Raw genomic sequence first — 23133 nt, forward strand, 5'->3', positions numbered from 1 at the left:
TGAAGAATAATTGCCATGTTTGCACATATCGGCCCTGGCAGGCATTCAGGCAAGAACAGTGCCCGGCCACTGCCGACCTTGGTGGGGACCTTTGGTACGTGTGCCAACCGCGGATGCGCGCTATACTGCCGCGCCTTTTTTGCGCCGACAGCCTTGCGTTGGCGCCTGTTGAAGGTCGTTTCGACACCTCGGCCAGTCCGCGTCGGAATACCTTAATGAATGTTCCCGTCTTTAAGAGGAGCGCGCTGCATGACCGTGATCAAGCAAGACGACCTGATTCAGAGCGTTGCCGACGCCCTGCAGTTCATTTCGTACTACCACCCCGTTGATTTCATCCAGGCCATGCATGAGGCCTATCTGCGTGAAGAGTCGCCGGCTGCGCGCGATTCCATCGCCCAGATCCTGATCAACTCGCGCATGTGCGCCACCGGCCACCGGCCGATCTGCCAGGACACCGGTATCGTTACCGTGTTCGTGCGCGTCGGTATGGATGTGCGCTGGGACGGCGCGACCATGAGCCTGGACGACATGATCAACGAAGGCGTGCGCCGCGCCTATAACCTGCCGGAAAACGTCCTGCGTGCATCCATCCTGGCCGACCCGGCCGGCGCGCGTAAGAACACCAAGGACAACACCCCGGCGGTCATCCACTACTCCATCGTCCCGGGCAACACCGTGGAAGTGGACGTAGCGGCCAAGGGCGGCGGCTCCGAGAACAAGTCGAAGATGGCCATGCTCAACCCGTCCGACTCGATTGTCGACTGGGTACTCAAGACCGTTCCGACCATGGGTGCCGGCTGGTGCCCACCGGGCATGCTCGGTATCGGCATCGGCGGTACCGCCGAGAAAGCCGCGGTGATGGCCAAGGAAGTCTTGATGGAGTCCATCGACATCCACGAGCTCAAGGCCCGTGGCCCGCAGAACCGCGTCGAAGAGATCCGCCTGGAACTGTTCGACAAGGTCAACCAGCTGGGTATCGGCGCCCAGGGCCTGGGCGGCCTGACCACCGTGCTCGACGTCAAGATCATGGATTACCCGACCCACGCCGCCTCGTTGCCGGTGTGCATGATCCCCAACTGCGCCGCCACCCGTCACGCCCATTTCGTGCTCGACGGTTCCGGCCCGGCCGACCTGGAAGCGCCATCGCTGGACGCCTACCCGGAGATCGTCTGGGAAGCCGGCCCATCGGCCCGCCGCGTCAACCTCGACACCCTGACCCCGGAAGACGTGCAGAGCTGGAAGCCGGGCGAGACCATCCTGCTCAACGGCAAGATGCTCACCGGTCGCGACGCTGCGCACAAGCGCATGGTCGAGATGCTCAACAAGGGCGAAGAATTGCCGGTCGACCTCAAGGGTCGCTTCATCTACTACGTCGGCCCGGTTGATCCGGTCGGTGACGAAGTGGTTGGCCCGGCCGGCCCGACCACCGCAACGCGGATGGACAAGTTCACCCGGCAGATCCTCGAGCAGACCGGCCTGTTGGGCATGATCGGCAAATCCGAGCGCGGCCCGACCGCCATCGAAGCGATCAAGGACAACAAGGCCGTGTACCTGATGGCCGTCGGCGGCGCTGCCTACCTGGTGGCCCAGGCGATCAAGAAGTCCAAGGTCCTGGCCTTTGCCGAACTGGGCATGGAAGCGATCTACGAGTTCGAGGTCAAGGACATGCCGGTCACCGTCGCGGTCGACAGCAACGGCGAGTCGGTACACATCACCGGCCCTGCGATCTGGCAGCACAAGATCGCTGAAAGCCTGGCGGTGGAAGTGAAGTAAGCCTCAGGGTTTGCTGGTACAAGAAAGCGGCAGGTGGATTATTCCCCTGCCGCTTTTTTATTGCCTGTACGGGCCTCATCGCTGGCGAACAAGGACACCATAGACCGCCAACCGGCCTCAGGCTCAATCGCGCCGATCGAGCAGGTTGACCACCAGCCGGTCGAGCCAGCCCCACAAGCGTTGCTGCACCCGCTTCCACAACGGTCGCGCATGCCAGTGGGCAAGGTCCACGGCCAGGCTCTGGGCAAAGTCGCGCTCAAAGCTCGCCGCCACGTCGGCGGTCAGGGGTGGGTCGATGGCTTCGACGTTGGCTTCGAGGTTGAAGCGCAGGTTCCAGTGGTCGAAGTTGCACGAGCCGATGCTCACCCAGTCATCCACCAGCACCATCTTCAGGTGCAGGAAGCACGGCTGGTACTCGAAGATCTTCACCCCGGCGCGCAACAGCCGCGGGTAATAGCGATGGCCGGCATACCGCACCGACGGGTGATCGGTACGCGGCCCGGTCAGCAGCAAACGCACATCGACGCCGCGGGAAGCAGCACGGCGCAGGGAACGGCGCACTTTCCAGGTCGGCAAGAAGTACGGCGTGGCCAGCCAGATGCGCCGCTGGCCGCTGTTCAGCGCACGCACCAGCGACTGCAGAATGTCCCGGTGCTGGCGGGCGTCGGCATAGGCCACGCGGCCCAGGCCGGCGCCACTGAGCGGGATCGGCGGCAAACGCGGCAGGCCGAAGTGGGTTGGCGGCCGCCAGGCGGTGCGGCGCAGGTTGGCCCGCCACTGGCGGTCGAAGAGCATCTGCCAGTCGGCCACCAGCGGGCCTTGCATCTGCACCATCACTTCGTGCCACTCGCTGACGTCTTCAGTGGGCGTCCAGAACTGGTCGGTAACCCCGGTACCGCCGACCACCGCCCAGCGCTGGTCGACCAGCAGCAGCTTGCGATGATCGCGATACAGGTTGCGCAAGCCCCGGCGCCAGCGCAAGCGGTTGTACCAGCGCAGCTCGACGCCAGCGGCCAGCAAGCGCTGGCGCAGGCTCAGGGTAAAAGCCAGCGAGCCGTAGTCATCGAACAGGCAACGCACTTGCACACCGCGCTCGGCGGCCTGCACCAGGGCCTGGACCATGGTTTCGGCGCAGGCGCCCGCCTCCACCAGGTACAGCTCTAGGTCCACCTGGTGCTCGGCGCGCACGATTGCGGTAAGCATGCGCGGGAAAAACTCGGGACCGTCGATCAATAGCTCGAACTGATTGCCATCGCGCCAGGGAAAGACCGGTCCGGCCATCTCAGCGCGCCGTAAAGATCAGCACCGCAGCCACCGGCACCGACGGGCTGATGGACTTGAGCCCGGCCAGCTTGCGCAGGGTGGCAAGGCCTGGGAGCAGATCGAAATCATCGGCGCGCAGCATCAACGGCTCCAGGGTGACCACCTGAAAGCGCCGCTCATCCAGGCGGGTCGCCAGCAACAGGGCGCTGTAGCTGTGCTGCTTGCCATGCAGGCTGACCGTCACCGGCAGGCGCAGTTCGACCTGGGCGCCATTGGCCAGGTCGTTGATCGGACGCAGGTCGATCTGTGCGTTGACCTTGGCCTCGGGAAATTTGCTGAACTCGAACAGTTCCTTGCGCATGCGCTCGTCACGCAGCGGCACACTGCTGCTGTTGGAGTCCATCTCGATCAGCAGCTCGGCGGCGCCCTTGCGATCGACTTTGCCATGCAGGACGAGGAAGCGATGCACCTCGGCGGTGTCGCCATTCTTGCTGGAGACGAACGACAGGCGCGACGATTCGCCGTCCAGGTGCCAGTTGGCCTGGGCAGGGAGACTCAAGACGACCAGCAGGGCAAGCAGAAGACGCGGCAGACTGAACATGTGAAATCCTGTAACACAATGGTCGTCAACCTTACCCGGCTGTCTTCACGGCAGCAAGCGACAGCCCTCGCGCGGCCCCAGCCACTGCGCATGATTCTCCACCCCCAGGCCGGCAGCGCTGATCAGCCGCTGCTGCGCGTCTTCGTCCAGGCGGCTGAGCGGCAGGTACTGCTGCACGTAGCTGCGACAGTACTGCGGATCGAAACCCATGACATAACGGCACGAGCAGTACTCCTTGGCCGAGTAGGCACTGAGAATGCCTGGGAAATCCATCAGTGCCTGGCGCTCATACCAGGCCCAGGCGCCAGCCAGCAGCACCAGCACCAGCAACACGCGCTTCATGGCCGCACCTCATCGACCGCAGCCAGTACCCGCTTGAGCAGTTCGTTGTGGGCGTAACTGGCATCGCGATCATCGGCGTAGCGCACGATCACCAGCTTCTGCGCCGGCAGCACATACAGCGCCTGCCCCCAGTGCCCGAGGGCTGCGTAGGTATCGGCCGGCGCATCCGGCCAGGGTCGCGGACTGCCGGGCAGCGGCTGGTTGAGCCACCAGTGCCCACCCGGGTTGGCTTCACCCGGCTGGGCGGTGGCCGGCAGGAACGGCTGGCGATTGAACGCCACCCAGTCGCTGGACAGTAGCTGGCGCGACTGCCAGCGACCTTCGCGCAGCATCAACAGGCCGATACGGGCCAGGTCGCGGGCGCTCATGTACAGGTAGGAGGAACCCACCAGGGTGTTTTTAGCGTCACGCTCCCAGACCGCACTGCTGATGCCCAGGGGCTCGAACAAGGCGTGCCAGGGATAATTCGCATAGTCAGCTTCGCCGAGCATGCCGCGCAAGGCCGCCGCCAGCACATTGCTGTCGCCACTGGAGTAAAGAAAACGCTGCCCGGCGCTGGCCGCTTCGGGTCTGGCTGCGGTGTAGCCGGCCATGTCGCCGCGCCCGCGGGTATAGAGCATTGCCACCACCGACGACTTGAGCGGCGCGTACTCGTAAACTTCCTGCCAGTCCAGGCCGCTGGCCCAGTGCAGCAGGTCTTCGATGCGCACCTGGGGATGGGCGCGCATCGGCGGGTAGAAACGCGCCAGCGGATCGTGCAGGTCAAAGCGGCCTTCGCCGTGGGCGACGCCGAGCAGGGTCGCCAGCACGCTCTTGCTGATCGACCAGGTCAGGTGCGCGGTTGCAGCGCTGCTGGGCGCGGCATAGCGTTCATAGACAATGCGCCCGCCGGCGATCACCAGCAGCGCGTCGGTGCGTACGCCCTGGCGCTGCTGATCATCGCGAGGGGCGAAGGCATAACGCTCCACCGCCTGCCAGGCGCTACGGTTGGCCACGGGCGCAACGGTCCAGTCAGGTACAGGCCACAACTCCTGCGCTGGCACGGCCTTGCTCAAGGCCAACAGCGCCAGCATCCACCACGCCACGTTGCTCATGCCGCTTACTCAAGGCCAGGGTTTGCACAGCCTGCCAGCGTTTCATGACAGTCCGGCGGCAGCCCAGGCCTTGGCCAAACGCTTGGCCCGGGCGGCGCTGGCGATTTCCAGCAGGCCCTGGTCGCGCTGCCACAGGCTTGCCCATTCACCAGGGCTGGCCAGCAGCGCCTGGTTGATCTCCTCCTTCATGGCGTTGAACTGCGCGAACAGGCCGCCCAGCAATAAATGGCTGGCTGAAGCCTCCGCGCATTGGCGGGTGCTTTCGGCACAGGCGCCGAGCAAGCCGATCAGGCGCAGTTGCAGGTTTTGCGCCCAGCCCGATTCCTGGCCGACGCCATACAGCCAGGCGCACAGGGCACTGAGCACGTAGAGGTCTTCCAAGGAGCGGAAGGGTTTGACGTAGGCATCCCAACCATCGCCCGCCAGCCGTTCGCACAACGCCCCTTGCAGGTGCAGGCGGGCATGGCCGACCTCCGGCATCAATGGCAAGGCCGGCAGCGGTTCGAGGCGCACCCCGGGCTCGCCGGCATAAACCACCGCCAGGCTCAGCTCAGGCGCCTGCCCTTGTGGCTCGCAGCGCGCCGCCACCAGCAGCCATTCGGCATCCAGCCCGGCGGTGACGAAGTCCTTGCTGCCGCTCAGGCGCAGGTCATCCAGGCGCACCTGCATGTCGGCCGGACGCACGCTGCGCCGCTCGCTGGCGCACAGGGCGCCGAGGCTCGGCGGCGCGCTCGGCCACAGTACCCGCAGGGCCGCCTGGTAGCCGAGCAGAAACGCCAGGCCCGGGGTGGCCATGGCGCGTGCGCCGAGCACCGCCAGCTCGAACGGGCTGACCGTGCCCAGGCGTGCCAGCAAGGTGGAATAGGTATCGGCCAGCGTGGCCGCCTGGGGGTGTCGCTGTCGGTCGTTGAGTCGTTGCAGCCAGGCCATCGAAGCGCTCCTTGGGGGCTGTCATACAAGCATCACCAATTGTTCACGGGGGTGACACCGCATCTACCTAGGCTGACTTTGCACAACAAAGTCGACCGGCCGCAACCCCATGGCTGGCTTATGGAGACACGCAATGACTCGGATCGCTCGCTCTGGCGACAACAGCACTGAACGCCGTCTGCAAGCCGAACGCCTGGTCGGCCCGGCAGCCCTGCAGGAAGCCCAGGCCCTGAGGTTCAGCGTATTCAGCGGTGAATTCAAGGCCAAGCTCAAAGGCGCCGAACTGGGCCTGGACATGGATGACTACGACATTCATTGCCGCCACATCGGCGTGCGCGACTTGACCAGCGGGCGCCTGGTCGCCACCACCCGCCTGCTCGACCATCAGGCTGCCAGCAGCCTGGGGCGCTTCTACAGCGAAGAGGAATTCAGCCTGCACGGCCTGGGCCACCTGCAAGGGCCAATCCTCGAACTGGGGCGCACCTGCGTCGACCCGGCCTACCGCAACGGCGGCACCATCGCCGTGCTCTGGGCGGAACTCGCCGAAGTGCTCAACGAGGGCCGCTACAGCTACCTCATGGGTTGCGCCAGCATCCCCATGCAGGATGGCGGCGTGCAGGCCCATGCGATCATGCAACGCCTGCGCGAACGCTACCTGTGCACCGAGCACCTGCGCGCCGAACCGAAAAACCCGCTGCCAAGCCTGGCCCTGCCGGGTAACGTCATCGCCGAGATGCCGCCGCTGCTCAAGGCGTATATGCGCCTGGGGGCGAAGATCTGCGGCGAGCCGTGCTGGGACGAAGACTTCCAGGTCGCCGACGTGTTCATCCTGCTCAAGCGCGACGAGCTGTGCCCGCGCTATGCCCGGCACTTCAAGGCGGCGGTCTGATGCAGCGCCTGCGCGTCTATGGGCGCGTGGTCCGGGTGCTGCTGGTGGTGCTGTTCGGCCTGGCCATGGCCGCGCTGTTCACCCTCTACGAGCGCCTGCGCGTACCGGCCTCGACCGAGCGTCGGCAGCGCTGGTCGCAGCTGTTCATGGGCAGGCTGAGCAACGCCCTGCCGTTCAAGGTGCGGGTGGTGGGCCAGGTGCCGCAGCAACCGATGCTGTGGGTCAGCAACCATGTGTCCTGGACCGACATCCCGTTGCTGGGCATGCTTGCGCCGCTGTCGTTCCTGTCCAAGGCCGAAGTGCGCACCTGGCCGATTGCCGGCTGGCTGGCGCTCAAGGCCGGCACTCTATTTATCCGCCGCGGTGGTAACGACAGCCAGCTGCTGCGCCAGCAGATCAGCCAGCACCTGCAACAAGGCAGTGCATTGTTGATTTTCCCCGAAGGCACCACCACCGACGGGCGCAGCCTGCGCACCTTTCATGGGCGCCTGCTGGCCAGTGCCATCGATACACAAACCCCGTTGCAGCCGGTCGCCCTGCGCTACCTGCGCAACGGCCAGAGCGATGCGATCGCACCGTTTATCGGTAATGACGATTTGCTCTCGCACCTGTTCCGGCTGTTTGCCAATGATTGCGCCGAGGTCGAGATCCATCTGCTCGCGCCAATTGCCAGCGCCGGCGAAGAACGCGCCGCCCTGGCGTTCAAGGCGCAGCAGGTAATCCAGCAGGCACTGTTCGGCAGCGAACCGGTTGCCCAGCCACAACGCCGGGCCAGGGCCGCCTAGGTATTGGCCCTGGCAAAGCGCTGAAGCTCTGGGTAGAAATTGCGAAAGTCATTCAGCAATGGCTGGTACAGCGCCGTCACCTCCTCTATCGCACCGTCCATGCCTTCGGGCCGTGACAGGCGCCGGGCAATGCCGCGAAACACTTGTTCGAGCACCGCGAATTCGCGGTAAGACCCCAGCCAGTCATCGGCGGCCATGTACGGCGCGATTTGCGCCAGGCGCCCGGGCAAGGCCGGCTCGGCGGCGAGGACCTGGTACACGCGGTCGGTGAACTGGCCCAATGGCTGCTCAGCGTAGTCCTGCCAGTGCAAGGCCAGGCAGTGGTCGAAAAACACATCGAGGATGATCCCGGCATAACGCCGCCGCTGCCGCGGAAAACGCGCCAGCGCCGCCAGCACCAGTGGATGGCTGTCGGTGTAGACGTCGATCTGCCGGTGCAAACGAATCGCCGCTTCCAGCGACGGGGCAAAGCGCCCCTGCAACGGCCCTTTGACGAAATCGCCATAGAGGCTGCCGAGCAATTGCTCGGGCTGCTGACCGCCGAGGTGAAGGTGTGCGAGGTAGTTCATGGACTGGGATTCTAGCACCCCGGCATCTATATCGTTATAACCCGATATAGCGATTTACGCTGAACTCAGAACCACATCATATTTGTATATCGCGAAATACCGATTTATATTTCGCCACATCGCGATATACCGCTACACAACCACGAGCCCAACCATGCCTCTCGATCTCGACGAAATAATAAAAGCCCTGGCCCACCCAGTACGGCGAGAAATCCTCAACTGGCTGAAGGACCCCGACGCGCAGTTCCCCGACCAGCACCACAGCACCGAACACGGTGTGTGTGCCGGGCAGATCGATCAACGCTGCGGCCTGTCGCAGTCGACCGTTTCTGCCCACCTGGCGACCCTGCAGCGCGCGGGCCTGATCAGCAGCCAGAAGATTGGCCAGTGGCATTTTTTCAAACGCAACGAGGAAACCATCCAGGCCTTCCTCCAGCAGATGAGCCAAGAGCTCTGACAAGGACCTTGCAATGCCCCTTTCGCTGATAATCCTGGCGCTCAGCGCCTTCGCCATCGGTACCACCGAGTTCGTCATCATGGGTCTGCTGCCCGACGTGGCGGCAGACCTGGGTGTGTCGATTCCCGGGGCCGGCTGGCTGGTCACCGGTTACGCCCTGGGCGTGGCCATCGGTGCGCCGTTCATGGCTCTGGCCACCTCGCGCCTGCCGCGTAAAGCGGCGCTGATTGCGCTGATGGGCGTGTTCATCGTCGGCAACCTGCTGTGTGCGGTGGCCAGCGACTACAACCTGCTGATGTTCGCCCGGGTGGTGACCGCCCTGTGCCACGGTGCCTTCTTCGGAATCGGCTCGGTGGTCGCGGCCAGCCTGGTGCCGGCCAACCGCCGCGCCTCGGCCGTGGCCTTGATGTTCACCGGCCTGACCCTGGCCAACGTGCTGGGTGTGCCGCTGGGCACCGCGCTGGGCCAGGAATACGGCTGGCGCTCGACTTTCTGGGCGGTAACCGTGATCGGCGTGATTGCCTTGATCGGCCTGATCCGCTTCCTGCCGTTTCGCCATGACGAAGAAAAACTCGACATGCGCGCCGAACTGGCTGCGCTCAAAGGCGCCGGAATCTGGCTGTCGCTGTCGATGACCGTACTGTTCTCAGCCTCGATGTTCGCCTTGTTCACCTATGTCGCGCCGCTGCTTGGCGACGTCACCGGCGTTTCGCCACGGGGCGTGACCTGGACCCTGCTGCTGATCGGCGTCGGCCTGACCCTGGGCAATATCGTCGGCGGCAAGCTGGCCGACAAGCGCCTGGGCGCCACCCTGGTCGGCGTGTTCGCCAGCATGGCGGTGGTCTCCACCGTGCTGAGCTGGACCAGCGTCGCGCTGATTCCGGCCGAAATCACCCTGTTCCTCTGGGCCACCGCCGCCTTTGCCGCCGTGCCTGCCCTGCAAGTCAACGTGGTGACCTTCGGCAAGGCCGCGCCGAACCTGGTCTCGACCCTGAACATCGGCGCCTTCAACCTGGGCAACGCCCTTGGCGCCTGGGTCGGCGGCACCGTCATCGCCCAGGGCCTGGGCCTGACCCGCGTGCCCCTGGCCGCCGCAGCGCTGGCGGTACTGGCGCTGATCGTCACCCTGATCACCTTCAGCCAGGGCGGCAAAAAAGCCGAACTGGCACCTGCCACTCACTGATAAGCCTTGAGGTATTTATGACGACGCTTTTTGATCCGATCACCCTCGGCGACCTCGTGCTGCCGAACCGCATCATCATGGCCCCACTGACCCGCTGCCGCGCCGATGAAGGCCGGGTGCCCAACGCACTGATGGCCGAGTACTACGTGCAGCGCGCCAGCGCCGGGCTGATCCTCAGCGAAGCGACCTCGGTGACGCCCATGGGCGTCGGCTACCCGGACACCCCGGGCATCTGGTCCAACGACCAGGTGCGCGGCTGGACCAACGTGACCAAGGCCGTGCATGGCGCCGGCGGGCGGATTTTCCTGCAGCTGTGGCACGTAGGGCGGATCTCTCACCCCAGCTACCTCAATGGTGAAACCCCGGTCGCGCCGAGCGCCATCCAGCCCAAAGGCCATGTCAGCCTGGTGCGTCCACTGGCCGATTACCCGACCCCGCGGGCACTGGAAACCGCAGAAATCGCCGACATTGTCGAGGCTTACCGTACCGGCGCCGAGAATGCCAAGGCGGCCGGTTTCGATGGCGTTGAAGTGCACGCGGCCAACGGCTACCTGATCGACCAGTTCCTGCAGAGCAGCACCAACCAGCGCGATGACCAGTACGGCGGTTCGCTGGAGAACCGTGCTCGGCTGTTGCTGGAAGTGACTGACGCGGTGAGCGAAGTCTGGGGTGCGCAACGGGTGGGTGTACACCTGGCACCGCGCGCCGACTCCCATGACATGGGCGACGCCAACCGCGCCGAGACTTTCACTTATGTGGCGCGCGAACTGGGCAAGCGCGGCATCGCCTTCATCTGCTCGCGGGAGAAGGAAGCCGACGACAGCATCGGCGCACTGATCAAAGAAGCCTTTGGCGGCCCGTATATCGTCAACGAGCGCTTCACCAAGGCCAGCGCCAACACAGCGCTGGCCAGCGGTAAAGCCGATGCGGTGGCCTTCGGCATTCCGTTCATTGCCAACCCGGACCTGCCGGCGCGGCTGGCGGCGGATGCGCCACTGAACGAAGCGCATCCGGAGACCTTCTATGGCAAGGGGCCAGTGGGTTACATCGATTATCCGCGGCTGTAGGTGCTGAACGCGATGAGGCCCTCAAGGCCGGGCGTTGATCTGCTGCTGCAGGTTCTGCACCTGGCTTTGCAGGGTATTGATACTGCGCGTCACCTGGCCACGAAACGCATCAAACTCCGCCGTCGAGGCACCGCTGCTGGCCGCCGGCGCCGGGCGGTTCTCCTGCTCGCTCTTGAGCACGATCAGGTCCTGCTCCAGGCGCTGAATCGCCGCTGAAGGGTTGCCCTGCTTCTTCAAGGCTGCCACATCAGCGTTCAGGCTCTTGAGCTCACCTTCAAGCTTGCCGCCATCCACCTGGGCCGTCTTCAATGCGGCCAGCTCCTCGTTCACACGCTTGAGCTGGGCCTGCAACTGCTCCTGCAATTTGGCATTGGCCGCTTGCTGTTCGCTGGCCTGCGCCAGCACTTGCTCCAGGCGTTTACCCAGGTCACCGGTCTGCCCGGCTACACCCTGCTGTTGCTTGCCCTGCTCGGTCAGGCTCGCCTGCAACTGCCTGATCTGCAGCTTCAGGGCTTCGCTGTCGGTGCTGACACTGCTCTCGCTGGCCGCCACCTTGCCGCTGATCGCCTGCAGGCGCCCCGCCGCTTCTTCACTGATGCGGGCAAAGCTCTCCTGGGTGGCAACCAGTTGCTGCTCCATCAGCGAAATCTGCTGAAAGCTCCACCAACCAAGGCCCGCCAGGGCAATGAACGAGGCGCCGAGCAACGCCCACAACGGGCCGCTGCTGGCCACCTTGGGCTGGGCATGCGCGGCCGCCGCACCGCCACGACGCACGCCGGCAACCGGGACAACATCATCGTCGTCACGGCTACCGGCACTCAAGGTCGGTACGTTATCGAAATCATCTGGGGCATTGTTACGCATGGGATCCCTTCAACCACGGTGATAGCAAATGGTCATTAGTATAAAGCCTGATCTGCGCACTGATCGACCGCAAAGCCGTGATCGGGTTCAGTGCTGGCCGGACGCAAGGTCCTGGGCTTTCCACCAGCCGCAGAACTCATCCAGTGCCGACCACAGGCTGACGCTGGGGCGGTAATCAAGAAACTGCCGGGCGCGGCTGATGTCGAGGGTGAAGTCCTTGCTCATCACCTGCATCCCCAAGCGTGACAGGGTCGGCTGCGGGCGGCCCGGCCAGAGCAGGCAGGCGCCTTCGTTCAAGGCTGCAAGGCTGTAGGCCAGGCCGTAGGAACGGTAGCGGGTGACTTGCGGCAGGTGCATTTGCCGCATCACATAATTGACCACATCCCACAGCGGCAAGGGATGACCGTTGCTGATGTTGTAGGCCTGGCCAAGCGCCGCGTTATCGGCGAGCAAGGCACTGATCAGCGCTTCGTTGAGGTTCTGCACGCTGGTGAAGTCGACCTTGTTCAGGCCATTGCCGATGATCGCCAGGCGCCGCTTGCGTTGCATCTGCAGCAAGCGCGGGAAGATGCTCACATCACCCGCGCCGGTGACAAAGCGCGGACGCAGGGCCAGCACTTCGAGGCCAAACTCCTGGGCGCCGAAGACCTTCTGTTCGGCCAGGTGCTTGGTGGCCCCGTAATGGTCATGAAAGCGCCGTGGCACCTGGTCTTCAGTAATGCCCAGCTGCGAGCGGCCATTGAAATAGATCGACGGCGAAGACAGGTGCACCAAGCGCCGTACATGCTCCTTCAGGCAAGCCTCGACAACGTTTTCAGTGACCACCACGTTGCCTTGGTAAAAGTCCTGGTAACGCCCCCAGTTGCCCACCGCACCGGCGCAATGCACCACCGCCTCGACGCCCTGGCACAGGCGTCGGGCCAGGTCCGGATCGCCAAGGTCACCCGGGATGAACTGCGCGCCGCGTCGCACCAGGTGCTCGACGCCTTCGGCGCGGCGGCCGTTGACCCGAACGTCAAAGCCCTGCTCCAGGGCAAAGCGCGCAAAGCGCCCGCCTATGAAGCCGCTCGCGCCGGTGACCAGAATTTGCATGTAGCACTCCGCCTAAAACAGGTTTTTCAGATACTGCTGACGCCGCCAATGCCTACAAGGGCACCAGCCACTGCCCGGCCGTCAGGCGCAGGTGATCCGTCAGTTGGCCGAGCAACTGCCCACCATTGCGCCAATGATGCCAGTACAAGGGCACGTCGATGGGTTTATCCGCGGATATTTCTACCAGGCGCCCGCTGGCCAGCTGATCGCGCACCTGCAGTTCCGGCACCAGGCCCCAGCCCAGGCCCGCTTCGGTCATGCGCAAGAAGCCTTCGGATGACGGGCACAGGTGATGGAGGAAACCGTCCTGAATACCTAACGAGGCCAGGTAACGGTGCTGAAGAAAGTCATCCGGCCCGAACACCAGCGCCGGCGTGCGCGACAGCCGCGCGGCAGCGAAACCGGCTGGAAAGTAGCGGGCCATGAACGCCGGGCTGGCCAGCGCCCGGTAGCGCATGGCGCCGAGCAACAGGCTGCGTGCGCCGGCCACCGGCCGCTCGCTGCCGCACAGGCAGGCTGCCACTTCGCCGGCACGCATGCGTTTGAGGCCGACTTCCTGGTCTTCGACCACCAGGTCGAGCAACACCTGCTGATCGGCACAGAATTCGCCCACAGCGCCTGCCCACCAGGTCGCCAGGCTGTCGGCATTGAGGGCGATGCGCAGGCGCTCGGGCATGCCCTCTGCATCCAGCGCTGGCACCTGGCTCTGCAGATCGCGCTCAAGCAGGCGCACCTGTTGCACATGGTTGAGCAGGCGCCGGCCGACATCGGTGGGGCTCGGCGGATTGGCGCGCACCAGCACCGGCTGGCCAACGCGCGCCTCGAGCAACTTGATGCGCTGGGAAATCGCCGACTGCGACAAGCCCAGCACCTGGGCGGCGCGCTCGAAACCGGCCTGTTCAATCACGGCGGCGAGGGCAGACAGCAGTTTGTAATCGAACATTATTTTTCCTAATGCCAGATCAGCTTTATTTGTTTTTCTTATACAGAGGAAATCCCCACAATGGCCAGCATCTTCTTTGTATTTGCGCCCGCGCCCTGCGGGTGTCTTGTGGAGTTCCCCTTATGTGGCAAAGCTACCTGAACGGCCTGTTGGTCGCCTTCGGCCTGATCATGGCGATCGGCACGCAAAACGCCTTTGTCCTGGCACAGAGCCTGCGCCGCGAACATCACCTGCCGGTGGCGGCGCTGTGCGTGGTCTGCGATGCCATCCTGGTGGCCGCGGGCGTGTTTGGCCTGGCCACGGTGCTGGCGCAAAACCCGACCCTGCTGGCGGTGGCGCGCTGGGGTGGCGCGGTGTTTCTGATCTGGTACGGCGGCAAGGCGTTGCTGCGCGCCTGCTCGCAACAAAGCCTGCAACAGGGCGAAGGCCAGGGCTTGCGTTCGCGTCGGGCGGTGCTGCTCAGCGCCCTGGCGGTAACCCTGCTCAACCCCCATGTGTACCTCGACACGGTATTGCTGATCGGCTCGCTGGGCGCCCAGCAGACCGTGCCCGGTGCTTACGTGGCCGGCGCCGCCAGCGCCTCGCTGCTGTGGTTTTTCACCCTCGCCCTGGGCGCCGCCTGGCTGGCCCCGTGGCTGGCGCGCCCAGGCACCTGGCGGCTGCTCGACCTGATGGTGGCGGTGATGATGTTTGCCGTGGCGGCGCAGCTGATCTTTACCTGAGGCGCCGCTCGTCCGGCACCGGCAAAGGCTCTGGAACCTCTTTCCCGTACACTTGTTGCGTGGTTATGCACCGGGCCCGGTGCTATGATCCAGCCCTTGCGTCGCAAAGAGTACAAACTCGCCGACGCACACCGGCCGCCCGTGATCGGCCTTGCGCTCACCGCAACAGACCTGATTAGGAGAATCACCATGGCTTTTGAATTGCCGCCGCTGCCTTACGCCCACGACGCCCTGCAGCCGCACATTTCCAAGGAAACCCTGGAATACCACCACGACAAGCACCACAACACCTATGTCGTGAACCTGAACAACCTGGTGCCAGGCACCGAGTTCGAAGGCAAGACCCTGGAAGAGATCGTCAAGACTTCCTCGGGCGGTATCTTCAACAACGCCGCTCAGGTCTGGAACCACACCTTCTACTGGAACTGCCTGGCGCCAAACGCCGGCGGCCAACCAACCGGCGCCCTGGCTGAAGCCATCAACGCCGCGTTCGGTTCGTTCGACAAGTTCAAGGAAGAGTTCACCAAGACTTCGGTCGGCACCTTCGGTTCCGGTTGGGGCTGGCTGGTGAAAAAATCCGACGGTTCCCTGGCCCTGGCCAGCACCATCGGCGCCGGCAACCCGCTGACCAACGGCGACACCCCGCTGCTGACCTGCGACGTCTGGGAACACGCCTACTACATCGACTACCGTAACGTGCGTCCGAAGTACGTCGAGGCGTTCTGGAACCTGGTCAACTGGAAGTTCGTCGCCGAGCAGTTCGAAGGCAAAACCTTCACTGCCTGAGCCGGCTGCTGAGCAATACCTTGCACAAGGTATTGAGCGCGCGAAAAGCCCACCCTAGCGGTGGGCTTTTTTATGCGCGTCTGCGCTGCAACATTTTTCATCCTATTCAGGCGCCGTGCATCTTGCCGCGCACGCAGAGCACGCTAACATCAAACGTTGGGAAACTCGTTGCCACGGATTAAAGTCGCGAGGCCGGGCAACCGATACAGTGACGGCAGGCAGCCAACCTGCTCCTGGTGCAAAATGCACCGTCAAGGAGCTGGAGAAGTCCTGTTGACGGCCGATAGTGGATTGCCAAGTTTGATGGCAAAATGATGCCATGCGCATGGATTAAGGAAACCCCATTGAAGCTGGAACTCAAGAACAGCTTATCGGTCAAGTTGCTCAGGGTAGTACTGCTCTCGGCGTTGGTCGTCGGTGTAGTTCTCAGTTGTGCGCAGATCGTCTTTGATGCCTACAAGACCCGCCAGGCCGTCGCCAATGACGCCCAACGGATCCTCGACATGTTCCGCGACCCTTCGACCCAGGCGGTGTACAGCCTGGACAAGGAAATGGGCATGCAGGTCATGGAGGGCTTGTTCCAGGACGAGTCCGTGCGCATGGCCTCCATCGGCCATCCCAACGAGACCATGCTGGCGGAAAAATCCCGCCCGCTGCAGGAGGTTTCCAGCCGCTGGCTGACCGACCTGATTCTCGGCCAGGAGCGCAACTTCACCACCCAGCTGGTCGGCCGTGGCCCCTATAGCGAATATTACGGCGACCTGAGCATCACCCTCGACACCGCCTCCTACGGCGAGGGCTTCCTGGTCAGTTCAGTGATCATCTTCATTTCCGGCGTGCTGCGCGCCCTGGCCATGGGCCTGGTGCTGTACCTGGTCTATCACTGGATGCTGACCAAGCCGCTGTCGAAGATCATCGAGCACCTCACCCAGATCAACCCCGACCGTCCCAGCCAGCACCAGTTGCCGCTGATCAAGGGCCACGAAAAGAACGAGCTGGGCCTGTGGGTCAATACCGCCAACCAGTTGCTGGCCTCGATCGAGCGCAATACCCACCTGCGCCATGAAGCCGAGAACAGCCTGTTGCGCATGGCCCAGTACGACTTTCTCACCGGCCTGCCGAACCGCCAGCAACTGCAGCAGCAACTGGACAAGATCCTCGTCGACGCCGGGCGCCTGCAACGCCGGGTGGCGGTACTGTGCGTGGGCCTTGACGACTTCAAGGGCATCAACGAGCAGTTCAGCTACCAGGCCGGCGACCAGTTGCTGCTGGCCCTGGCCGACCGCCTGCGCGCCCACAGTGGCCGCCTCGGTGCCCTGGCCCGCCTGGGCGGCGACCAGTTCGCCCTGGTCCAGGCCGATATCGAGCAGCCCTACGAAGCGGCGGAGCTGGCCCAGAGCATTCTCGATGACCTCGAAGCACCGTTCGCCCTCGACCATCAGGAAATCCGCCTGCGCGCGACCATCGGCATCACCCTGTTCCCCGAAGACGGCGACAGCACCGAGAAGCTGCTGCAAAAGGCCGAGCAGACCATGACCCTGGCCAAGGCCCGCTCGCGCAACCGCTACCAGTTCTACATCGCCAGTGTCGACAGCGAGATGCGCCGGCGCCGCGAGCTGGAAAAAGACCTGCGCGAAGCGCTGCCGCGCAACCAGCTGTTCCTGGTCTACCAGCCACAGATCAGCTACCGCGACCATCGCGTGGTCGGTGTCGAGGCGCTGCTGCGCTGGCAGCATCCGGAACTGGGCATGGTCCCGCCGGACCAGTTCATCCCCCTGGCCGAGCAGAACGGCAACATCATCAGCATCGGCGAATGGGTGCTCGACCAGGCTTGCCGGCAACTACGCGACTGGCACGATCAGGGCTTCAGCGAACTGCGCATGGCGGTCAACCTGTCGACCGTGCAACTGCACCACAACGAGTTGCCGCGAGTGGTCAACAACCTGCTGCAGATCTACCGCCTGCCGCCGCGCAGCCTGGAGCTGGAAGTCACCGAGACCGGCCTGATGGAAGACATCAGCACCGCTGCCCAGCACCTGCTGAGCCTGCGCCGATCCGGGGCGCTGATTGCCATTGACGACTTCGGCACCGGCTACTCGTCGCTCAGCTACCTGAAGTCGCTGCCGCTGGACAAGATCAAGATCGACAAGAGCTTCGTCCAGGACCTGCTCGATGACGACGACGATGCCACCATCGTCCGCGCCATCATCCAGCTGGGCAAGAGCCTGGGCATGCAAGTCATTGCCGAAGGGGTCGAGACGGCGGAACAGGAAGCCTACATCATCGCCCAGGGTTGCCATGAAGGTCAGGGCTACCACTACAGCAAACCCTTGCCGGCCCGGGAGCTGACTGCGTTCCTCAAACAGGCCCAGCGCAACCAGGTTTCGATTCTCTAACCCCTGTACGCATTGCTCGAAGCGGTCAACCCACGCATTTGAATATTTACGTGACTGCCCCTTTACACAAAATGCAAATCTTTCGCATTATGTTGCAGTTTTGCGTGCCTCCGGTACGCCTGTCCAACCTCTCGACGCAGGAATTCGCCATGATTCGTATGCCTCTGGCCACCGCCAGTCTGTTGGCCATTGCCATCTCTCTCGCCGGTTGCGGCGACAGCAAGGACAAGGACAAAGCCGCCGCACCGCAAGCCCCGGCCACCACCTCGGCTACCGCCCCTGCTGCCGCTGGCGCCGTCGACGAGGCAGCGGCCAAAGCCGTGGTCAAGCATTACGCCGACATGGTCCACGCCGTCTACAGCGACTCGCTGAGCACCGCCAAGACCCTGCAAACCGCGATCGACGCCTTCCTTGCCAAGCCCAGCGACGAAACCCTGAACGCTGCCAAAGCCGCCTGGGTCGCTGCCCGTGTGCCATACCTGCAGAGCGAAGTGTTCCGCTTCGGCAACACCATCATCGACGACTGGGAAGGCCAGGTGAATGCCTGGCCGCTGGACGAAGGCCTGATCGACTATGTCGACAAGAGCTACGAGCATGCTCTGGGCAACCCTGGCGCGACCGCCAACATCATCGCCAATACCCAGGTTCAGGTCGGCGAAGACAAGGTTGACGTCAAGGACATCACCCCGGAGAAGCTCGCCAGCCTGAACGAGCTGGGCGGCTCCGAAGCCAACGTTGCCACCGGTTACCACGCCATCGAATTCCTGCTCTGGGGCCAGGACCTCAACGGCACCGGCCCGGGCGCCGGCGCCCGTCCTGCCTCCGACTACCTGGAAGGCCAGGGCGCTACCGGCGGCCACAACGAGCGCCGCCGTGCCTACCTCAAAGCCGTGACCCAACTGCTGGTCAACGACCTCGAGGAAATGGTCGGCAACTGGGCACCGAACGTTGCCACCAACTACCGTGCCACCCTCGAAGCCGAGCCAGTGGCCGACGGCCTGCGCAAGATGCTGTTCGGCATGGGCAGCCTGTCGCTGGGCGAACTGGCTGGCGAGCGCATGAAGGTTTCCCTGGAAGCCAATTCGCCTGAAGACGAGCAGGACTGCTTCAGCGACAACACCCACAACTCGCACTTCTATGACGCCAAGGGCATCCGCAACGTCTACCTGGGCGAGTACACCCGCACCGACGGCACCAAGCTGAGCGGCCCGAGCCTGTCGTCGCTGGTGGCCAAGATCGACGCCGCCACCGACACCACCCTCAAGGCCGACCTGCAAGCAACCGAAGCCAAGATTCAGGTGATGGTCGACCATGCCGCCAAAGGCGAGCACTACGACCAGCTGATCGCGGCCGACAACGCTGCCGGCAACCAGATCGTGCGTGACGCCATCGCCGCCCTGGTCAAGCAGACCGGTGCGATCGAACAGGCCGCAAGCAAACTGGGCATCGCCAACCTGGCACCGGACACCGCTGATCACGAGTTCTGATTCAGCGGCGGCTTGATAGAGGCGACCTTCGGGTCGCCTTCTTTATGCGCATCATCGCGGGTCGAGCCCGCTCCCACAGGATTGGTGCAGGCAGGTCCACTGGAGGAGCCGGCTTGCCCCGCGATAGATTTCATCGAGCAAACGCAAATCCCTCTTATTCAATTACCCCGAGCCTGCTAAGCTTGCACGCCGGTTTTTTGCCCAAGCCCCAGGATTATTGATGTCCTCGTTGCTTCCCCGTCTCAGCCCCCTGCTTCTGGTCGCCGTTCTGGCCGGTTGCGACGACGCCCCGCGATTCACCCAGGCCGAGCCCGGTGAAGCGCTGGCCGGTGGCAAGGCGACGGTGAACAAGCGCGACCAGAACGCCTATTCCATGCCTTCGGCCAACCTGCCGCCGAGCCGGCGCCTGGACTTCAGTGTCGGCAACAGCTTTTTCCGCAGCCCCTGGGTGATTGCCCCGTCGACCACCACCGCCCGCGACGGCCTGGGCCCGCTGTTCAATACCAATGCCTGCCAGAACTGCCACATCAAGGACGGCCGCGGCCACCCGCCCGGGCCCAACGCCGCCAACGCGGTGTCGATGCTGGTGCGCCTGTCGATCCCCGATCAGCCGCAGTACGCCAAGGTTATCGAGCAACTGGGCATCGTCCCGGAGCCGGTGTATGGCGGTCAGTTGCAGGACATGGCGGTGCCGGGTGTCGCCCCCGAAGGCAAGGTGCGGGTCGAGTACGATACGCAACAGGTCACCTTCAAGGACGGCACCCAGGTCGAGCTGCGCAAGCCGCGCCTGCAGATCACCCAGCTGGGCTACGGGCCGATGCACCCCGATACGCGCTTCTCGGCCCGGGTCGCCCCGCCGATGATCGGCCTGGGTCTGCTCGAGGCCATCCCCGAGGCGGCGCTGCTGGCTAATGCCGACCCCGACGACCGCAACGGCGATGGCATCCGCGGCCGCGCCAACCGGGTCTGGGACGATGCTCAGGGCAAGACCGTGGTCGGCCGCTTCGGCTGGAAGGCCGGGCAGCCGAACCTCAATCAGCAGAACGTCCATGCGTTTTCCGGTGACATGGGCCTGACCACCAGCCTGCGGCCAATGGACGACTGCACCCCGGCGCAGACCGACTGCCTCAACGCCGCCAACGGCAACGGTGCCAACGGCGAGCAGGAAGTCAGCGACAACATCCTGCGCCTGGTGCTGTTCTATACCCGCAACCTGGCAGTGCCGGTGCGCAAGGACGTCGATTCGCCCCAGGTGCTGGCCGGCAAGAACCTGTTCCACCAGGCCGGCTGCCAAGGCTGCCACACGCCACAGTTCACCACCGCCAGCGACGCCGCCGAGCCGGAGCTGGCCAACCAGCTGATCCGCCCCTACAGCGACCTGCTGCTGCATGACATGGGCCCGGGCCTGGCCGACAACCGCAGCGAGTTCGCCGCCAGCGGCCAGGACTGGCGCACCGCGCCGCTGTGGGGTATCGGCCTGAACGAGACCGTCAGCGGTCACACCCAGTTTCTTCACGATGGCCGCGCCCGCAACCTGCTCGAAGCTGTGCTCTGGCACGGTGGCGAAGCCGAAGCGGCCAAACAGTACGTCTTGAGCTTCAACGCCGGGCAACGCACCGCGTTGCTGGCTTTCCTGAATTCACTTTAAGCAAAGGAGCCGGGCATGTTCCGTCCCAAACTGTTGTTCACCAGCCTTGCCGCCCTCGCCCTCGGCGCCTGCTCGCCGCAAGACCCGCAAGCGGTGACCTCGGCGGCGATCGCCAAACAGGTAATCCTGCCGACCTACAGCCGCTGGGTCGAAGCCGACCGCCAGCTGGCCGTCAGCGCCCTGGCCTTCTGTGAAGGCAAGGCGGACCTGGCCACTGCCCGCGCCGATTTTCTCCATGCGCAAAAAGCCTGGGCCGAGTTGCAGCCCCTGTTGATCGGCCCGCTGGCCGAAGGCAACCGTGCCTGGCAGGTGCAGTTCTGGCCCGACAAGAAGAACCTGGTCGGCCGTCAGGTCGAGCAACTGGTCAACGGTGACAAGCCACTCGACGCCGAAACCCTGGGCAAATCCAGTGTCGTCGTGCGCGGCCTGTCGGCCTACGAGTACATCCTCTTCGATAGCAAGCCGGATGCCGCCAACGCCGAACAGAAAGCCCGCTACTGCCCGCTGCTGGTGGCCATCGGCGAGCACCAGAAGGCCCTGGCCGAGGAAATCCTCAAAGGCTGGAACAGCACCGACGGCATGCTCGCGCAGATGACCAAGTTCCCCAACCAGCGCTACGCCGATTCCCACGAGGCCATCGCCGACCTGCTGCGGGCCCAGGTTACCGCCCTGGATACCCTGAAGAAGAAACTCGGCGCGCCCATGGGCCGCCTGAGCAAGGGTATCCCGCAGCCGCTGCAGGCCGAGGCCTGGCGCAGCCACTCCTCGCTGAAAAGCCTGGAAGCCAGCCTCAATGCTGCCCAGACCGTCTGGGTTGGGGTCGACAACAAAGGCCTGCGCGGCCTGCTGGGCAAAGACCAGCAAGCCTTGGCGGACAAGATCGACGCTGCCTACGCCAACGCCTCCAAGCTGCTGGCCGGCAACCAGAAAACCCTCGGCGAGTTGCTCGACGACGAAGCCGGCCGCCAGCAGCTGAACACTATTTACGACAGCCTCAACGCCGTTCACCGCCTGCACGAAGGCGAGCTGGCCAAGGCGCTGGGCATCCAGCTGGGCTTCAACGCCAACGACGGTGACTGATCATGTTGCGACGCCAGGCTCTCAAACTCGGTAGCGTTGTGCTCAGCGCCCTCACCCTCGGCGGCTGGACCCTGTTTCGCAACAAGGCCGGCACGCCGCTGCTGCTCTCGGCGCGTGACGATGGCGACGGCAAGCACTACGCCGTCGGCTACCGCCTGGACGGCACCCAGGTGTTCGCCACCGAGGTGGGCCAGCGTTGCCATGACATCATCAACCATCCCGAACAGCCAATTGCCCTGTTCGTCGCCCGCCGACCCGGCACCGAGAGCTACCTGATCGACCTGCGCGATGGCCGCTTGCTGCAGACCCTCACCTCGCAGCCGAACCGGCATTTCTACGGCCATGCGGTGATCCACAAGAGCGGCGAATGGCTCTACGCCACCGAGAACGACACCACCGACCCTGGCCGTGGCGTACTCGGTGTCTACCGTTTCGACGGCGAGCGCCTGAGCCATGCTGGCGAAATCTCGACCCACGGCATCGGCCCGCACCAGGTGTCGTGGATGCCCGATGGCGAAACCCTGGTGGTGGCCAACGGCGGCATTCGCACCGAGGCCGAAAGCCGGGTGGAGATGAACCTCGATGCCATGCAGCCGAGCCTGGTGCTGATGCAGCGCGACGGCACGCTGCTGAGCAAAGAAGTACTCAGCCAGCAGATGAACAGCGTGCGCCATTTGGCGATTGCCGCCGACGGCACCATCGTCGCCGGCCAGCAGTTCATGGGCGCCAGCCACGAGACTGCCGAGCTGCTGGCGATCAAGCGCCCGGGCCAGGCCTTTGAAGCCTTCCCGGTGCCCGAGCAGCAATTGCAGTCCATGGCCCACTACACCGCCAGCGTCGCCATTCACAACGAGCTGCGCCTGGTGGCCCTGACCGCGCCACGGGCCAACCGGCTGTTTATCTGGGACCTGGACAGCGCCCAGGTACGCCTGGATGCACCGATGCCCGATTGCGCCGGTGTCGGCGCGGTGGCCGACGGTTTTGTCGTGACCTCAGGCCAAGGCCGTTGCCGCCTGTACGATTGCCGCAAGCCCGAACTGATCGGCCAGCCCCTGCAATTGCCGTCCGGGCTCTGGGACAACCACCTGCACCTGGCCTGAAAATAGCCGGGAACACAGGCTTCCCAGGCCCGGTCAACAGAGTAATATTCGGCTACATCGCA

Annotated in this window: 22 protein-coding genes; 13 read left to right on the forward strand and 9 right to left on the reverse strand. The window is 64.2% G+C overall.

The features are described from left to right. Positions 1-249: 249 nt before the first annotated feature. Complete coding sequence (locus ACZ9A3_RS18605) at positions 250-1773, forward strand: fumarate hydratase (RefSeq protein WP_476252991.1); 1524 nt, start codon at positions 250-252, stop codon at positions 1771-1773. Between the two features lie 123 nt (positions 1774-1896). Here ACZ9A3_RS18605 and ACZ9A3_RS18610 read toward each other — a convergent pair whose 3' ends face one another. The 5 genes from ACZ9A3_RS18610 to ACZ9A3_RS18630 all read right to left on the reverse strand — a co-directional run bounded on the left by ACZ9A3_RS18610 (position 1897) and on the right by ACZ9A3_RS18630 (position 6003). Next, positions 1897-3054: a phospholipase D-like domain-containing protein gene (locus tag ACZ9A3_RS18610; protein ID WP_213603354.1), complete on the reverse strand. Its 1158-nt coding sequence runs from the start codon at positions 3052-3054 to the stop codon at positions 1897-1899. A 1-nt stretch (position 3055) separates the two neighbouring features. Next, the gene (locus ACZ9A3_RS18615; RefSeq protein ID WP_045197427.1) at positions 3056-3637 is read right to left on the reverse strand and encodes a YceI family protein; all 582 of its coding nucleotides are present in this window, start codon (positions 3635-3637) and stop codon (positions 3056-3058) included. Between the two features lie 45 nt (positions 3638-3682). Continuing rightward, positions 3683-3979 (reverse strand): hypothetical protein, encoded by a 297-nt coding sequence (locus ACZ9A3_RS18620; RefSeq protein WP_045197425.1) that lies wholly within the window; start codon positions 3977-3979, stop codon positions 3683-3685. Next, positions 3976-5052, reverse strand: coding sequence for a serine hydrolase domain-containing protein (locus ACZ9A3_RS18625; protein WP_476253343.1), 1077 nt, complete (start codon positions 5050-5052; stop codon positions 3976-3978). Before ACZ9A3_RS18625 ends, ACZ9A3_RS18620 begins: the two co-directional genes overlap by 4 nt. Positions 5053-5115: 63 nt before the next feature. Next, complete coding sequence (locus ACZ9A3_RS18630; RefSeq protein ID WP_093379897.1) at positions 5116-6003, reverse strand: acyl-CoA dehydrogenase middle domain-containing protein; 888 nt, start codon at positions 6001-6003, stop codon at positions 5116-5118. 133 nt (positions 6004-6136) lie between these two features. Here ACZ9A3_RS18630 and olsB point away from each other — a divergent pair, with 133 nt between their 5' ends. Together olsB and ACZ9A3_RS18640 are read left to right on the forward strand one after the other, a co-directional pair. Beyond that, positions 6137-6892 carry an L-ornithine N(alpha)-acyltransferase gene (gene olsB, locus ACZ9A3_RS18635; RefSeq protein WP_093379894.1) on the forward strand — a complete coding sequence of 252 codons (756 nt, stop codon included), beginning with the start codon at positions 6137-6139 and terminating at the stop codon, positions 6890-6892. Next, on the forward strand, positions 6892-7677 hold the full coding sequence (locus tag ACZ9A3_RS18640; protein ID WP_093379890.1) for a lysophospholipid acyltransferase family protein: 786 nt from the start codon (positions 6892-6894) through the stop codon (positions 7675-7677). The genes olsB and ACZ9A3_RS18640 overlap by 1 nt, the downstream gene beginning before the upstream one ends. Here ACZ9A3_RS18640 and ACZ9A3_RS18645 read toward each other — a convergent pair. Next, entirely contained in the window at positions 7674-8246 is a 573-nt protein-coding gene (locus ACZ9A3_RS18645; RefSeq protein ID WP_093379886.1) for an acyl carrier protein phosphodiesterase, read from the reverse strand. The genes ACZ9A3_RS18640 and ACZ9A3_RS18645 overlap by 4 nt on opposite strands. A 154-nt stretch (positions 8247-8400) precedes the next feature. Here ACZ9A3_RS18645 and ACZ9A3_RS18650 point away from each other — a divergent pair, with 154 nt between their 5' ends. From ACZ9A3_RS18650 to ACZ9A3_RS18660, 3 genes are read left to right on the forward strand one after another with little or no spacing between them, the layout of a single operon-like run. After that, a complete protein-coding gene (locus ACZ9A3_RS18650) occupies positions 8401-8703 on the forward strand; it encodes an ArsR/SmtB family transcription factor (protein WP_038998919.1) in 303 nt (100 codons plus the stop codon). A 13-nt stretch (positions 8704-8716) separates the two neighbouring features. Continuing rightward, positions 8717-9886 (forward strand): MFS transporter, encoded by a 1170-nt coding sequence (locus ACZ9A3_RS18655; protein ID WP_045197415.1) that lies wholly within the window; start codon positions 8717-8719, stop codon positions 9884-9886. A gap of 17 nt (positions 9887-9903) precedes the next feature. Then, entirely contained in the window at positions 9904-10953 is a 1050-nt protein-coding gene (locus ACZ9A3_RS18660; protein ID WP_093379878.1) for an alkene reductase, read from the forward strand. 21 nt (positions 10954-10974) lie between these two features. Here ACZ9A3_RS18660 and ACZ9A3_RS18665 read toward each other — a convergent pair whose 3' ends face one another. The 3 genes from ACZ9A3_RS18665 to ACZ9A3_RS18675 all read right to left on the reverse strand — a co-directional run bounded on the left by ACZ9A3_RS18665 (position 10975) and on the right by ACZ9A3_RS18675 (position 13852). Next, positions 10975-11817, reverse strand: coding sequence for an ATPase (locus tag ACZ9A3_RS18665; RefSeq protein ID WP_476252992.1), 843 nt, complete (start codon positions 11815-11817; stop codon positions 10975-10977). 87 nt (positions 11818-11904) lie between these two features. Beyond that, a complete protein-coding gene (locus ACZ9A3_RS18670; protein WP_045197409.1) occupies positions 11905-12909 on the reverse strand; it encodes an NAD-dependent epimerase/dehydratase family protein in 1005 nt (334 codons plus the stop codon). 52 nt (positions 12910-12961) lie between these two features. Continuing rightward, positions 12962-13852 (reverse strand): LysR family transcriptional regulator ArgP, encoded by an 891-nt coding sequence (locus tag ACZ9A3_RS18675; protein WP_045197407.1) that lies wholly within the window; start codon positions 13850-13852, stop codon positions 12962-12964. Positions 13853-13974: 122 nt separating this feature from the next. On the opposite strand from ACZ9A3_RS18675, the gene ACZ9A3_RS18680 reads away from it, so the two are divergent. From ACZ9A3_RS18680 to ACZ9A3_RS18710, 7 genes are all read left to right on the forward strand, one after another. After that, on the forward strand, positions 13975-14574 hold the full coding sequence (locus ACZ9A3_RS18680) for a LysE/ArgO family amino acid transporter (protein ID WP_093379874.1): 600 nt from the start codon (positions 13975-13977) through the stop codon (positions 14572-14574). A 189-nt stretch (positions 14575-14763) separates the two neighbouring features. Then, positions 14764-15360, forward strand: a complete 597-nt coding sequence (locus tag ACZ9A3_RS18685) for a superoxide dismutase (protein WP_045197403.1) — start codon at positions 14764-14766, stop codon at positions 15358-15360. A gap of 314 nt (positions 15361-15674) precedes the next feature. Then, entirely contained in the window at positions 15675-17756 is a 2082-nt protein-coding gene (locus tag ACZ9A3_RS18690) for a putative bifunctional diguanylate cyclase/phosphodiesterase (protein ID WP_404944436.1), read from the forward strand. 149 nt (positions 17757-17905) lie between these two features. After that, positions 17906-19243: an imelysin family protein gene (locus tag ACZ9A3_RS18695; protein WP_093387302.1), complete on the forward strand. Its 1338-nt coding sequence runs from the start codon at positions 17906-17908 to the stop codon at positions 19241-19243. Between the two features lie 220 nt (positions 19244-19463). Further along, a complete protein-coding gene (locus ACZ9A3_RS18700) occupies positions 19464-20891 on the forward strand; it encodes a di-heme oxidoreductase family protein (protein ID WP_045197399.1) in 1428 nt (475 codons plus the stop codon). 15 nt (positions 20892-20906) lie between these two features. After that, entirely contained in the window at positions 20907-21971 is a 1065-nt protein-coding gene (locus ACZ9A3_RS18705; RefSeq protein WP_045197396.1) for an imelysin family protein, read from the forward strand. A gap of 2 nt (positions 21972-21973) precedes the next feature. Continuing rightward, positions 21974-23071 (forward strand): DUF1513 domain-containing protein, encoded by a 1098-nt coding sequence (locus ACZ9A3_RS18710; RefSeq protein WP_476252993.1) that lies wholly within the window; start codon positions 21974-21976, stop codon positions 23069-23071. Positions 23072-23133: the final 62 nt, after the last annotated feature.

Source organism: Pseudomonas sp. TE4620 (assembly GCF_056279045.1).

Bases quoted from the DNA above. Each gene is read 5' to 3' on its own strand.
- ACZ9A3_RS18605 (WP_476252991.1), top strand. From the start codon at position 250: ATGACCGTGATCAAGCAAGACGACCTGATTCAGAGCGTTGCCGACGCC.
- ACZ9A3_RS18610 (WP_213603354.1), bottom strand. From the start codon at position 3,054: ATGGCCGGACCGGTCTTTCCCTGGCGCGATGGCAATCAGTTCGAGCTA.
- ACZ9A3_RS18615 (WP_045197427.1), bottom strand. From the start codon at position 3,637: ATGTTCAGTCTGCCGCGTCTTCTGCTTGCCCTGCTGGTCGTCTTGAGT.
- ACZ9A3_RS18620 (WP_045197425.1), bottom strand. From the start codon at position 3,979: ATGAAGCGCGTGTTGCTGGTGCTGGTGCTGCTGGCTGGCGCCTGGGCC.
- ACZ9A3_RS18625 (WP_476253343.1), bottom strand. From the start codon at position 5,052: ATGCTGGCGCTGTTGGCCTTGAGCAAGGCCGTGCCAGCGCAGGAGTTG.
- ACZ9A3_RS18630 (WP_093379897.1), bottom strand. From the start codon at position 6,003: ATGGCCTGGCTGCAACGACTCAACGACCGACAGCGACACCCCCAGGCG.
- olsB (WP_093379894.1), top strand. From the start codon at position 6,137: ATGACTCGGATCGCTCGCTCTGGCGACAACAGCACTGAACGCCGTCTG.
- ACZ9A3_RS18640 (WP_093379890.1), top strand. From the start codon at position 6,892: ATGCAGCGCCTGCGCGTCTATGGGCGCGTGGTCCGGGTGCTGCTGGTG.
- ACZ9A3_RS18645 (WP_093379886.1), bottom strand. From the start codon at position 8,246: ATGAACTACCTCGCACACCTTCACCTCGGCGGTCAGCAGCCCGAGCAA.
- ACZ9A3_RS18650 (WP_038998919.1), top strand. From the start codon at position 8,401: ATGCCTCTCGATCTCGACGAAATAATAAAAGCCCTGGCCCACCCAGTA.
- ACZ9A3_RS18655 (WP_045197415.1), top strand. From the start codon at position 8,717: ATGCCCCTTTCGCTGATAATCCTGGCGCTCAGCGCCTTCGCCATCGGT.
- ACZ9A3_RS18660 (WP_093379878.1), top strand. From the start codon at position 9,904: ATGACGACGCTTTTTGATCCGATCACCCTCGGCGACCTCGTGCTGCCG.
- ACZ9A3_RS18665 (WP_476252992.1), bottom strand. From the start codon at position 11,817: ATGCGTAACAATGCCCCAGATGATTTCGATAACGTACCGACCTTGAGT.
- ACZ9A3_RS18670 (WP_045197409.1), bottom strand. From the start codon at position 12,909: ATGCAAATTCTGGTCACCGGCGCGAGCGGCTTCATAGGCGGGCGCTTT.
- ACZ9A3_RS18675 (WP_045197407.1), bottom strand. From the start codon at position 13,852: ATGTTCGATTACAAACTGCTGTCTGCCCTCGCCGCCGTGATTGAACAG.
- ACZ9A3_RS18680 (WP_093379874.1), top strand. From the start codon at position 13,975: ATGTGGCAAAGCTACCTGAACGGCCTGTTGGTCGCCTTCGGCCTGATC.
- ACZ9A3_RS18685 (WP_045197403.1), top strand. From the start codon at position 14,764: ATGGCTTTTGAATTGCCGCCGCTGCCTTACGCCCACGACGCCCTGCAG.
- ACZ9A3_RS18690 (WP_404944436.1), top strand. From the start codon at position 15,675: ATGCCATGCGCATGGATTAAGGAAACCCCATTGAAGCTGGAACTCAAG.
- ACZ9A3_RS18695 (WP_093387302.1), top strand. From the start codon at position 17,906: ATGATTCGTATGCCTCTGGCCACCGCCAGTCTGTTGGCCATTGCCATC.
- ACZ9A3_RS18700 (WP_045197399.1), top strand. From the start codon at position 19,464: ATGTCCTCGTTGCTTCCCCGTCTCAGCCCCCTGCTTCTGGTCGCCGTT.
- ACZ9A3_RS18705 (WP_045197396.1), top strand. From the start codon at position 20,907: ATGTTCCGTCCCAAACTGTTGTTCACCAGCCTTGCCGCCCTCGCCCTC.
- ACZ9A3_RS18710 (WP_476252993.1), top strand. From the start codon at position 21,974: ATGTTGCGACGCCAGGCTCTCAAACTCGGTAGCGTTGTGCTCAGCGCC.